Annotated in this window: 10 protein-coding genes; 3 read left to right on the forward strand and 7 right to left on the reverse strand. The window is 65.9% G+C overall.

Going from position 1 to position 12092, the window contains the following annotated elements; translation table 11 throughout:
• Positions 1 to 40 precede the first annotated feature (40 nt).
• The gene (ftsH, locus tag VPH43_RS20995; RefSeq protein WP_328579706.1) at positions 41 to 1939 is read right to left on the reverse strand and encodes an ATP-dependent zinc metalloprotease FtsH; all 1899 of its coding nucleotides are present in this window, start codon (positions 1937 to 1939) and stop codon (positions 41 to 43) included.
• 170 nt (positions 1940 to 2109) lie between these two features.
• Positions 2110 to 2784 (reverse strand): RlmE family RNA methyltransferase, encoded by a 675-nt coding sequence (locus tag VPH43_RS21000; RefSeq protein WP_328579707.1) that lies wholly within the window; start codon positions 2782 to 2784, stop codon positions 2110 to 2112.
• A 33-nt stretch (positions 2785 to 2817) separates the two neighbouring features.
• Here VPH43_RS21000 and VPH43_RS21005 point away from each other — a divergent pair, with 33 nt between their 5' ends.
• Positions 2818 to 3291 (forward strand): YhbY family RNA-binding protein, encoded by a 474-nt coding sequence (locus VPH43_RS21005; RefSeq protein WP_328579708.1) that lies wholly within the window; start codon positions 2818 to 2820, stop codon positions 3289 to 3291.
• Positions 3292 to 3312: 21 nt separating this feature from the next.
• Here the strand turns inward: VPH43_RS21005 and VPH43_RS21010 are convergent, their stop codons facing one another.
• The 4 genes from VPH43_RS21010 to carA all read right to left on the reverse strand — a co-directional run bounded on the left by VPH43_RS21010 (position 3313) and on the right by carA (position 8715).
• Positions 3313 to 3732: a DUF4149 domain-containing protein gene (locus VPH43_RS21010; RefSeq protein ID WP_328579709.1), complete on the reverse strand. Its 420-nt coding sequence runs from the start codon at positions 3730 to 3732 to the stop codon at positions 3313 to 3315.
• Positions 3733 to 3752: 20 nt separating this feature from the next.
• On the reverse strand, positions 3753 to 4229 hold the full coding sequence (gene greA / locus VPH43_RS21015; RefSeq protein ID WP_328579710.1) for a transcription elongation factor GreA: 477 nt from the start codon (positions 4227 to 4229) through the stop codon (positions 3753 to 3755).
• A 78-nt stretch (positions 4230 to 4307) separates the two neighbouring features.
• Positions 4308 to 7562 carry a carbamoyl-phosphate synthase large subunit gene (gene carB, locus VPH43_RS21020; RefSeq protein ID WP_328579711.1) on the reverse strand — a complete coding sequence of 1085 codons (3255 nt, stop codon included), beginning with the start codon at positions 7560 to 7562 and terminating at the stop codon, positions 4308 to 4310.
• The gene (gene carA, locus VPH43_RS21025) at positions 7555 to 8715 is read right to left on the reverse strand and encodes a glutamine-hydrolyzing carbamoyl-phosphate synthase small subunit (RefSeq protein ID WP_328579712.1); all 1161 of its coding nucleotides are present in this window, start codon (positions 8713 to 8715) and stop codon (positions 7555 to 7557) included. The genes carB and carA overlap by 8 nt, the downstream gene beginning before the upstream one ends.
• Before the next feature lie 219 nt (positions 8716 to 8934).
• On the opposite strand from carA, the gene VPH43_RS21030 reads away from it, so the two are divergent.
• On the forward strand, positions 8935 to 9846 hold the full coding sequence (locus VPH43_RS21030; protein ID WP_328579713.1) for a DMT family transporter: 912 nt from the start codon (positions 8935 to 8937) through the stop codon (positions 9844 to 9846).
• A gap of 146 nt (positions 9847 to 9992) precedes the next feature.
• Positions 9993 to 10691, forward strand: a complete 699-nt coding sequence (locus VPH43_RS21035) for a Bax inhibitor-1/YccA family protein (RefSeq protein WP_328579714.1) — start codon at positions 9993 to 9995, stop codon at positions 10689 to 10691.
• A gap of 45 nt (positions 10692 to 10736) precedes the next feature.
• Here the strand turns inward: VPH43_RS21035 and rlmD are convergent, their stop codons facing one another.
• Positions 10737 to 12089, reverse strand: coding sequence for a 23S rRNA (uracil(1939)-C(5))-methyltransferase RlmD (gene rlmD / locus VPH43_RS21040; protein ID WP_328579715.1), 1353 nt, complete (start codon positions 12087 to 12089; stop codon positions 10737 to 10739).
• Between the last annotated feature and the right edge of the window lie 3 nt (positions 12090 to 12092).

A 12092-nucleotide genomic window follows, 5' to 3' on the forward strand; every position in this document is an offset into this window, starting at 1 on the left:
GGCGCCTTAGCGCCCCGTGTGCAGTCGTGCAGTGTGATGCTCAGGCCGTTGCCGGGGCGCCGTCCGGATTGACCGGCGTCGCCGTGCCACCCGGCCGCGAACTGGGGGTCCAGTCCTTCGGCGGGCGCGGTGGGCGGCCGTTCATGATGTCGTCAATCTGGTCGGCGTCGATGGTTTCCCATTCGAGCAGCGCCTTGGCCATCGCTTCCATCTTGTCCTTGTTGTCCTCGATGAGCTTGCGAGCGATGGTGTACTGCTCGTCGATGATGCGGCGCACTTCCGCATCCACCTTGCGCATCGTTTCTTCCGACATGGTGGTCGTCTTGGTGACCGAGCGGCCGAGGAACACTTCGCCCTCGTTCTCCGCGTACACCATGGGGCCGAGCGCGTCGGTCATGCCGTAGCGGGTGACCATGTCGCGTGCCGTCTGCGTGGCCCGCTCGAAGTCGTTGCTGGCGCCGGTGGTCATCTGGCCCATGAACACTTCTTCCGCGATGCGGCCGCCGAAGAGCATGGAGATCATGCTCAGCATGCGCACCTTGTCGGTGCTGTAGCGGTCCTTCTCGGGCAAGGACACGGTCACGCCGAGGGCACCACCACGCGGGATGATGGTCACCTTGTGCACCGGGTCCAGCTTGGGCAGCAGGCGACCGATCAACGCGTGGCCGGCTTCGTGGTAGGCCGTGTTCCTGCGCTCGTCCTCGTCCATCACCATGGACTTGCGCTCGGTGCCCATGATGATCTTGTCCTTGGCCTTCTCGAAGTCGACCATCTCCACCACCCGGCCGTTGCGGCGCGCCGCGAAGAGCGCTGCTTCGTTCACCAGGTTGGCCAGGTCGGCGCCGGAGAAGCCCGGGGTGCCGCGCGCAATGATGTCGGCCTTGATGTCGCTGCCGATCGGCACCTTGCGCATGTGCACTTGGAGGATCTGCTCACGGCCTCGGATGTCGGGCAGCGTGACATACACCTGACGGTCGAAGCGGCCCGGACGCAGCAGCGCAGGGTCCAGGATGTCGGGCCGGTTGGTGGCCGCCATCACGATCACACCCAGGTTGGTCTCGAAACCGTCCATCTCGACCAGCATCTGGTTCAGGGTCTGCTCGCGCTCGTCGTTGCCGCCGCCCAGGCCGGCGCCACGGTGGCGGCCGACGGCGTCGATCTCGTCGACGAAGATGATGCAAGGCGCGCTCTTCTTGGCCTGCTCGAACATGTCGCGCACGCGGGCCGCGCCCACGCCGACGAACATTTCGACGAAATCAGAGCCCGAGATGCTGAAGAACGGCACCTTGGCTTCACCGGCGATCGCCTTGGCTAGCAAGGTCTTGCCGGTGCCCGGAGGGCCGACCATCAGCACGCCACGCGGGATGCGGCCACCGAGTTTCTGGAACTTCTGCGGATCCTTCAGGAAGTCCACCAGTTCCTTCACCTCTTCCTTGGCCTCGTCGCAGCCGGCGACATCGGCAAAGGTCACCGTGTTGTTGCTCTCGTCGAGCATGCGCGCGCGCGACTTGCCGAAGCTGAACGCTCCGCCCTTGCCGCCGCCTTGCATCTGGCGCATGAAGTAGATCCACACGCCGATCAGCAGCAGCATCGGGCCCCAGCTGACCAGCAGGCTGAGCAGCACCGACGGCTCTTCGCGCGGCTTGACGTCGAACTTGACGCCGTTGTTGATCAGGTCGCCCACCAGGCCGCGGTCCAGGTAGGTGGCCGTCGACCGCAGCTTCTTGTCATCGGTGGTGAGGGCGATGATCTCGGTGCCGCCATTGCCCTCTTGCAGGGTGACCTGCTTGATGTGCTTGTTGCGCACCTCATCGAGGAATTCGGAGTAACCGATCTGGTTACCCTGCGTCGCCCCACGGTCGAACTGCTTGAACACGGTGAACAGCACGAGTGCGATCACCAGCCACACAGCGACTTTGGAGAACCATTGATTGTTCACCGCGGCTCCTTTTCTAACCAAAACATCACAGCACCCGCGTCAGGCACTGCCACGGTAATTGGGGACGATTCTAGTGCACGCAAGCAGCTTGCCTGCCCGAATTTGACCTTCCGAACCCGGTGGGTTCCCTTGGATATTCCTGCACTGACTGGCCTTTTTTCGGCGGGTTTTCAACGGTTCTTGAGACCCAGGCCCACCAAAAACGTTTCCGCCGACCGGTCCCGCGAGGCTTTGGGCTTGATCGGCTTGACCACGCGGAAATTGCGCTTGAACATTTCCACGAGCTGGCTGTAACCACTGCCGTGAAACACCTTGCACACCAGCGCGCCTTCCGGCCGAAGGTGTTTGTTCGCAAATTCCATCGCCAGTTCCACCAGGTGTGCGATCCGCGCGGCGTCCGAGCTCTCGATGCCGGAGAGGTTGGGCGCCATGTCCGACACCACCACGTCCACCGGCTGGCCCCCCAGTGCGTCCACCAGCTGCTGCATCACCGCGTCCTCGCGAAAGTCGCCCTCGATGAAGCGCACGCCCTCGATCGGCTCCATGGGCAGGACGTCCAGCGCGATGATGGTGCCGTTCAGCTCACCCACCGCCGCGCCGCCCACGCCCGCCTCCTTGGGCGCAAACTTGCGGCGCAGGTACTGGCTCCAGGCACCCGGCGTGGCGCCCAGGTCCACCACCACCTGGCCAGGTCGCAGCAGCTTCAGGCTCTCGTCGATCTCCTTGAGCTTGTAGGCCGCGCGCGCCCGATACCCCTCCCTCTGCGCGAGCCGCACATACGGGTCGTTCATGTGGTCCGCCAGCCAGGCCTTGTTGACCTTTTTGCTCTTCGTCTTGATCTTCATGGGAAGTTGCTCTTGCGAGCCGATAATAGGTGCATGCCTGCAATTGAACTCAGTCCGGCCGAGCGCAAGGGTTTCCGCGCCGATGCCCACCACCTTGACCCCGTCGTGCAAATCGGCGGCGAGGGCCTGACACCCGCTGTCACCAAGGAAATCGACAGTGCGCTCAAGGCCCACGGCCTGATCAAGGTGCGTGTGTTCTCCGACGACCGGGAGCAACGCGCCGAGCTGCTGGCCCGCCTGGCCGACGACCTGAACGCCGCCCCCATCCAGCACATCGGCAAGCTGCTGGTGCTGTGGCGGCCCATCCCGCCCAAGGAGAAGGCGGAGGACGAGGATCGCCGGCCGGGCCCGAAGATCGTCAAACTCGTCAAGTTCTCCAAGAGCGGCAACCACCGGCCGCAGGTGAAGAAGGTGAAGGTCATGGGGAATGAACGGGTGACCGCCGGCGGCACCATCAAGCGCGCCAAGAAGCGCCTGGCCACCAGCGTCAAGAAAACCGCCGCCTGAAGGGGCTCGCGTTCGCGCGCCTCATGCCGGCTTGGCCACACGCCAGGCCAGCGCGCACACCAGCGCCGCCTTCAGGATGAAGAGCCCGGCCGAGACGCCGTGCAGCACGGCGAACGACATCCCCGCCTGGCCCGCCCGGGCCGCTGCGAGCATGGGCTGCAGCGCGAAGTAACCCGCCACGGTGCAGAACAGGGTCGCAAGCAGCAGCACCAGGTTGGCGCTGAAAATGGAACCCTTTCCTGCCTCGGCATCCACCCGGGCCACACCGCGCTCCATCAGGAACAGCGCGATGGCCATCACCAGGCTGAGATACGCCTCCTGCGCAAAAAGCCGGGCCACCACCCGCCCGGCCTCCGGCGGCGCGAGGGTGGCAAACGCAGCGGGCGCGGCGATGGCGCCTATGCAGACCAGCAGCCCGGCCCACAGGGCCGGCAGCAGCATGCGCAGCCGCGCCTTCACGTTCACAGGTAGCGAACGTCGACGATCTCGTAGCGCTTCACACCACCCGGGGCCATCACCTCGGCCACGTCGCCGGCCTCCTTGCCGATCATGGCGCGTGCGATCGGCGAGCTGATGGAGATCAGGCCCAGCTTCAGGTCCGCTTCGTCGTCGCCCACGATCTGGTAGGTGACTTCTGCACCGGAGGCTTCCTCCTCCAGGTCGACCGTGGCACCAAAAACCACGCGGCCGCCGGCGTCCAGCGCCGCCGGGTCGATCACCTGGGCGGCGGCCAGCTTGCCTTCGAGCTCCAGGATGCGGCCTTCGATGAAGCCCTGCTTGTCCTTGGCGGCCTCGTATTCGGCGTTTTCGGACAGGTCACCCTGGGCGCGCGCCTCGGAGATCGCCTGGATCACCGCGTGGCGCTCGACGGTCTTCAGGCGGTGCAGCTCTTCCTTGAGCTTTTCGGCGCCGCGTTTGGTCAATGGAATGGTGGCCATGGTGGGATTCAACGGGATAAAGCAAAACCGCCGCCAGGGTCCGTCAAGGACAGCCGGCGGCGGGGGAGTGGCTGAAGTTTAGTTCAGTTCGGCGTGCAGTTCCTGCAGGGAAACCACGGTCAGGTCGTCCTGGTGCTTCAGCGCCTCGGTGGCCGCCTCGCAGCCGGCCATGGTGGTGTAGTAGGTGACGCGGTTGGCCAGTGCTGCCGTGCGGATGTAGCGGGAATCCGCAATGGCGGTGCGGGTTTCATCCACTGTGGTGAACACCAGCTGCACCTCGCCGCCCTTCACCATGTCGGCGATGTGCGGCCGGCCGTCTTTCACCTTGTTGACCACCTTGACGGGCAGCTCCGCCTCCGCGATGGCCGCCGCGGTGCCCTTGGTCGCCGCCAGGCTGAAGCCCAGGTTGTACAGGTCACCGGCCACCTTGACCGCCCGCGCCTTGTCGTTGTTCTTCACCGTGATCACCACCGTGCCCTTGCTCGGCAGCTTGGAGCCGGCACCGAGCTGGCTTTTCAGCATCGCTTCGCCGAAGCTGCGGCCCACGCCCATCACCTCGCCGGTGGAGCGCATCTCGGGGCCGAGGATGGGGTCCACGCCAGGGAACTTGTTGAAGGGGAACACCGCTTCCTTGACGGTGAAGTATGGCGGCACCACTTCTTCGGGGGCCCGGCCATTGCGGCCCTTCTGGTCCTTCAGGCGCTGGCCCGCCATGCAGCGCGCCGCGATCTTGGCCAGCGGCTGCCCGGTGGCCTTGCTCACGTAAGGCACGGTGCGCGACGCACGGGGGTTCACTTCCAGCACGTAGACCACGGCCTCGTCGCCTTCGCCCTGGATGGCGAACTGCACGTTCATCAAGCCGATGACCTTCAGCGCCTTGGCCATCACGGCGGTCTGCCGGCGCAATTCGTCCTGCAGCGACTTGGACAGCGAATACGGCGGCAGCGAGCACGCCGAGTCGCCGGAGTGCACGCCCGCCTGCTCGATGTGCTCCATGATGCCGCCGATCATCACGTCGGTGCCGTCGCTGATGCAGTCCACGTCGACTTCGATCGCGTCGTCGAGGAAGCGGTCCAGCAGCACCGGCGACTTCTCGCTCACCTTCACGGCTTCACGCATGTAGCGCTCGAGATCCTTGTCGCCGTGGACGATCTCCATCGCCCGGCCACCCAGCACGTAGCTCGGGCGCACCACCAGCGGGTAGCCGATCTCCTGCGCCAGCTGCAGCGCCGCTTCCTCGGTGCGCGCCGTGCGGTTGGGCGGCTGCTTGAGGCCCAGCTCGTGCAACAGCTTCTGGAAACGCTCCCGGTCTTCGGCCACATCGATGCTGTCCGGCGAGGTGCCGATGATCGGCACGCCGTTGGCCTCCAGGTCCAGCGCAAGCTTCAGCGGCGTCTGGCCGCCGTACTGCACGATCACGCCGAGCGGCTTTTCCTTGGCCACGATCTCCAGCACGTCTTCCAGCGTCACCGGCTCGAAGTACAGGCGGTCCGAGGTGTCGTAGTCGGTGGACACGGTCTCCGGGTTGCAGTTGACCATGATGGTCTCGTAGCCGTCTTCCCGCATCGCCAGCGCGGCATGCACGCAGCAGTAGTCGAACTCGATGCCCTGGCCGATGCGGTTGGGGCCACCGCCCAGCACCATGATCTTCTTGTTGTTGGTCGGTTCGGCCTCGCACTCCTCGTCATAGGTGGAGTACATGTAGGCCGTTTGCGTGGCGAACTCGGCCGCGCAGGTGTCCACCCGTTTGTAGACCGGGCGGATGCCCATCGCATGGCGTGCCTTGCGCACCTCGTGCTGGTTGGTGCCCAGCAGCTTGGCCAGGCGCTTGTCGGAGAAGCCCTTCTGCTTGAGGTAGCGCAGCTCTTCGGCCGACAGGCTGGCCACCGTGCGGCCGGCCAGTGCGCGTTCGTCCTGGATGATCTGCTCGATCTGCGACAGGAACCAGGGGTCGATCGAGGTCTCCTCGAAGATCTCGTCGATGCTCATGCCGATGCGGAAGGCATCCCCCACGTACAGGATTCGCTCAGGGCCGGCATTGCCGATCTGTTCGACGATCTCGTCATGGTCGGTGGAGCGCTCGCTCAGGCCGTCGATGCCGGTCTCCAAGCCACGCAGCGCCTTCTGGAAGCTTTCCTGGAAGGTGCGGCCCATCGCCATCACCTCGCCCACCGACTTCATCTGGGTGGTGAGGTGCGGGTCGGCCGCGGGGAATTTCTCGAACGCGAAACGCGGGATCTTGGTGACGACGTAGTCGATGCTGGGCTCGAAGCTCGCCGGCGTGGCGCCGCCGGTGATGTCGTTGCGCAGCTCGTCCAGCGTGTAGCCCACGGCCAGCTTGGCCGCCACCTTGGCGATCGGGAAGCCGGTGGCCTTGGAGGCCAGCGCCGACGACCGCGACACACGCGGGTTCATCTCGATCACGATCATGCGCCCGTTGTTCGGGTTGATCGAGAACTGCACGTTGGAGCCGCCGGTGTCCACGCCGATCTCGCGCAGGATGGCGATCGACGCATTGCGCAGCAGTTGGTATTCCTTGTCGCTCAGCGTCTGCGACGGCGCCACGGTGATCGAGTCACCGGTGTGGATGCCCATCGGGTCCAGGTTCTCGATCGCGCACACGATGATGCAGTTGTCCGCCTTGTCGCGGACGACCTCCATCTCGTACTCCTTCCAGCCGATCAGCGATTCCTCGATCAGCAATTCCTTGGTGGGCGACAGGTCGAGGCCGCGCTTGCAGATCTCCTCGAACTCTTCCGGGTTGTAGGCGATGCCGCCGCCGGTGCCGCCCAAGGTGAAGCTGGGGCGGATGACCATCGGGAAGCCGGAGCCGCCGATCTCCGCCTGGATGCGCTTCTGCACGGCCCAGGCGTCTTCCATCGAGTGGGCGATGCCGCTCTTGGCGGAATCGAGCCCGATGGAGGTCATCGCGTCCTTGAACTTCAGGCGGTCTTCCGCCTTCTCGATCGCGTGTTCGTTGGCGCCGATCATCTCCACGCCGTACTTCTCAAGCACGCCGTTGCGGTGCAGGTCGAGCGCGCAGTTCAGCGCGGTCTGGCCGCCCATGGTGGGCAGCACCGCATCCGGCCGCTCCTTGGCGATGATCTTCTCGACCACTTGCCAGGTGATGGGCTCGATGTAAGTCACATCGGCCATCTCCGGGTCGGTCATGATGGTGGCCGGGTTGCTGTTGACGAGGATGACCTTGTAGCCCTCCTCGCGCAGCGCCTTGCAGGCCTGGGCGCCGGAATAGTCGAACTCGCAGGCCTGCCCGATGATGATCGGGCCGGCGCCGATGATGAGGATGCTCTTGATGTCTGTGCGCTTAGGCATTCGTCTTCTCCGCCATCAGCGACACGAAACGGTCGAACAGGTAGCCGATGTCATGGGGTCCGGGGGATGCTTCGGGGTGGCCCTGGAAGCAGAAGGCGGGTTTGTCGGTGCGGGCCAGGCCCTGCAGCGTGCCGTCGAACAGGCTCACGTGGGTGGCTCGCAGGTTGGCCGGCAGCGTCTTCTCGTCCACCGCGAACCCGTGGTTCTGGCTGGTGATGCTGACGCGGCCGTTGTCCAGGTCCTTCACCGGATGGTTGGCGCCGTGGTGGCCGAACTTCATCTTGAAGGTCTTGGCGCCGGAGGCCAGCGCCATGATCTGGTGCCCCAGGCAGATGCCGAAGGTCGGGATGCCGGTGTCGATCAGTTCGCGCGTGGCCTGCACCGCATAGTCGCAGGCGGCCGGATCGCCGGGGCCATTGGCGAGGAAGATGCCGTCGGGCCGGTGCTTGAGCACGTCGGCGGCCGGCGCCTGGGCCGGCAGCACCGTGATGCGGCAGCCGCGGCTGGCCAGCATGCGAAGGATGTTGCGCTTGACGCCATAGTCATACGCCACCACGTGGAATCGCGGTGACGCCTGTTGTCCGTAGCCTTTGCCCAGGGACCATTCGGTCTCGGTCCATTCGTAGGGCGTGCGGGTGGAGACCACCTTGGCGAGGTCCAGGCCCGACATGTCCGGCGCCGACCTCGCCGCCGCAATCGCTTGATCGATGTCGGCTTGGGTGAGCGTGGTGCCCGCGGCAAAGGTGGTGATGCAGCCGTTCTGCGCGCCCTTGCTGCGCAGCACCCGCGTGAGGCGGCGGGTGTCGATGTTGGCGATGGCCACCGTGCCCTCGCGCTCCAGGTACTGCGGCAAGGTCATCGTCTGGCGGAAGTTCGACGACAGGACCGGCAGGTCCTTGATGATCAGACCGGCGGCATGGACTTTCGAGGCTTCGACATCCTCCTCGTTGACGCCGTAGTTGCCGATGTGCGGATACGTCAGGGTGACGATCTGCTGGGCATAGCTGGGGTCGGTGAGGATTTCCTGGTAGCCGGTGAGTGCGGTGTTGAACACCACTTCGCCGACCGTGCGACCGGCAGCGCCGATCGAGGTGCCTTGAAAGACCGTGCCGTCTGCGAGTGCGAGGAGTGCGGGGGGCAGTACGGGCAGCACGGAAAACTCCAGTTTGTGCGCGCCCAGCTCCGCTGCGTTCGAGCGTGAGTCCGGTGGGAAACTGAAACGAGTTTCGCTAGGCAGCGGTGTGGGCAGGTAAACCGCGGAATTATAGCCTGAGCGCGGGTTTTCACCGACGCCCTTGCGCGCGTCACACGCAGCGTCTGACGCGCCCGCACGGCGCCTACGTTGCAAGCGCACGGTTGCTAGACTGACTTGATGCCCGCACCCTCTTCCACCGCGCTCGCGGCGCCCGCACCTGCTGCAGTGACATCCCGGCGCGGCGTGGCGCTGCTCGCAGGCGCGGCGGCCGCCGCCAGCTTCATCAGCATGGATTCGGTGATCAAGCTGATCTCGCCGCGCTATGACGCGTTCCAGCTCAGCTTCTTCCGCTTCGCCAGCGGCGCGGTGTTCGCGGTGCTGCTGTGGCTGTGGCACCGGTCGCCACTGCCGCAGCGCAGCGCGTGGCGGCTGCATGCCCTGCGCAGCGCCTTGCTGCTGGTGTCGCTGGTCACGTACTTCCACGCCCTCACCGTGCTGCCGCTGGCCATGACGGTGGCCATCTCCTACCTCGCGCCCATCCTCGTCTCGGTGCTGGCCGTGCTGGTGCTGCACGAACGGCCCTCGCCGTGGATATGGCTAGCCCTGCTCTTCGGCTTTGGCGGCGTGTTCGTCACCTTGTGGCCGGAGCTGAACGCCAGCCTCCATGGCGCGGGCAGCGGACGGCTGCTGGGCATTGCCTCGGTGGGCCTGTCGGCACTGGCGTTTTCCGGCGTCATGGTGCTCGCCCGCCAGCAGGCCCAGAACGACTCCATGTGGACCATCCTGCTGATCCAGAACGTGTTGCCGATGCTGCTGCTCGCCGTGCCCGCAGGCCTCACGTGGAAGCCGGTGCAGGTAGCCGACCTGCTGCAGATCGCGCTGGCGGGCGGGTTCGCCACCGTGGGGCTGCTGTCCTTGACCTATGCCTTCACCCGCCTGGAGGCGAGCCGGGTGGCGCCGCTGGAGTACACCAGCTTCATCTGGGCCACCGCGCTGGGTTACGTGCTGTTCGGCGAAGTGCCCAGCGCCACCACCGGCGTGTCCGCCGCCCTGATCGTGACCGGCTGCCTGCTGCTGATGCGGCGATAGGGCTGAAGAGAGGCGCTTGATTTTCCACAGATCGCCTTCACATGGCGGGTGAAGCCGCCCAGGTGGCCGGTGGCGTGGAACTAGAATGGCTGCGCCTGGGTCTTCGCCCTTGTCCTGCTTCTCATTCGTCCACTGGAGGTCCTTTCATGAACGAACGCCTGCAACCCGTTTATTCCGGCCCTGCCGGCTCCGGCGCGCTGGCCGAGCAGCGCAACCGGGTGCTCCGCAACACCTACTGGCTGCTGGCCCTGTCGCTGGTGCCCACGGTGCTCGGTGCCTGGATCGGGGTGAGCACCGGCATCATGCGCACCATGGGCCCCGGCATCACACTGGCGGTGTTCCTGATCGGCGCCTTCGGGCTGATGTTCGCGATCGAGAAGACCAAGAACTCCGCGGCCGGCGTGCCGGTGCTGCTGGGCTTCACCTTCTTCATGGGCCTGATGCTGTCCAACCTGCTGTCGCTGGTGCTCGGGTTCCGCAACGGCTCTTCTCTGGTCATGATGGCTTTCGGCGGCACCGCCGGCGTGTTCTTCGCCATGGCGTCGCTGGCCACTGTGATCAAGCGCGACCTGAGCGGCATGGGCAAGTTCCTGTTCGTCGGCGCGGTGGTCGTGCTGATCGCCGGCATCATCAACGTGTTCGTGCAGTCCACCGCCATGATGCTGGCGCTGAACGTCATCGTGATGGGCCTGTTCTCGGCCTTCATGCTGTATGACATCAAGCGCGTGATCGATGGCGGCGAAACCAACTACATCACTGCCACGCTGGCGATCTACCTGGACATCTACAACGTCTTCCAGGCGCTGCTGAGCCTGCTGGGCATCTTTGGCGGCGAGCGCGACTGAGCCTCGCCTGGCTGCCGGTCAAAGGCCCCGCATGCGGGGCCTTTTTCATTCCAGCTCGAACACCGCCATGCTCTCCACATGGGCCGTGTGCGGGAACATGTTCACCGCACCGGCCGCCGTGCAGCGGTAGCCCGCCTGGTGCACCAGCAGGCCGGCATCGCGTGCCAGGGTCGCCGGGTTGCAGCTGACGTAGACGATGCGTTGCGGCGGCGTCCAGCCCGCGGGCCGGCGCTGAGGCTCCTGGTGCAGATCGGCCAGCGCCTTGGCCAGCGCCATCGCACCTTCGCGCGGCGGGTCCACCAGCCACTTGTCCGCCGGCCCGTAGGCACACAGGTCCTCCGGCGTCAGCTCGAACAGGTTGCGCGCGGCGAACGTGGCCGACAGCCCGTTGCGCTGGGCGTTCTCGCGGGAGCGTGCCACCAGGGTGTCACTGCCCTCGATGCCGAGCACTTCGCGCGCCAGCGTGGCGATCGGCAGGGTGAAGTTGCCCAGCCCGCAGAACCAGTCGATCACGCGCTCGTCTGGCCGCGGGTCGAGCAGGCGCAATGCCCGGCCCACGAGCACCGTGTTGATGTGGTGGTTGACCTGGGTGAAATCGGTGGGCTTGAAGGGCATCCGCACGCCGAACTCGGGCAGCGTGTAGGCGAGCTCGGGGCCGCCCTCGTCCAGCAGGTGCACGGTGTCCGGGCCCTTGGGCTGCAGCCACCATTGCACCCGGTGGGCCGCGCCAAACGCGCGCAGCTTGGCCAGGTCACCGGGGCTCAAGGGTTCGAGGTGCCGCAGCACCAGCGCAGTGACGTCCGAGCCGATCGCCAGCTCGATCTGCGGCAGGCGGTCGCGCTGCTCCATGCTGCCGATCAACTCGCGCAGCGGCAGCAGAAGGTCACTCACATGCCGGGGCACGACGTGGCATTCACGAATGTCGGCCACATAGCGCGACTTGCGCTCGTGAAAACCGACCAGCACGGTGCCCTTCTTGGCCACGTGGCGCACCGAGAAGCGCGCGCGGTAGCGGTAGCCCCAGGTCGGGCCCTCGATCGCGCGCAGCAGCCGCTCGGGCTTGACCTTGCCCAGGTGCCAGAGGTTGTCCTCCAGCACGCGCTGCTTGATCGCCACTTGCGCCGCCGGCGCCAGGTGCTGCATCTTGCAGCCGCCGCAGGCGCCCGGGTGCAGGCCGAAGTGCGGGCAGCGGCCCACCACGCGCTGGCTGCTCTCGCGGCCGATCGCCGTGAGCGTGGCCTGCTCCCATTGGTTCTTGCGGCGGTTGACATGCGCCTGCACCGTCTCGCCCGGCAGTGCGCCTTCGATGAACACCACCTTGCCTTCGGCGTTGCGCGCCACGCCCTGGGCTTCCAGGTCGAGGGACTCGACCTTCAGCCATTCACTTTGTTCCGTCATGGG

This window comes from Ideonella sp. BN130291 (genome assembly GCF_036231905.1).
Taxonomy (GTDB): Bacteria; Pseudomonadota; Gammaproteobacteria; order Burkholderiales; family Burkholderiaceae_C; genus CAMLIZ01.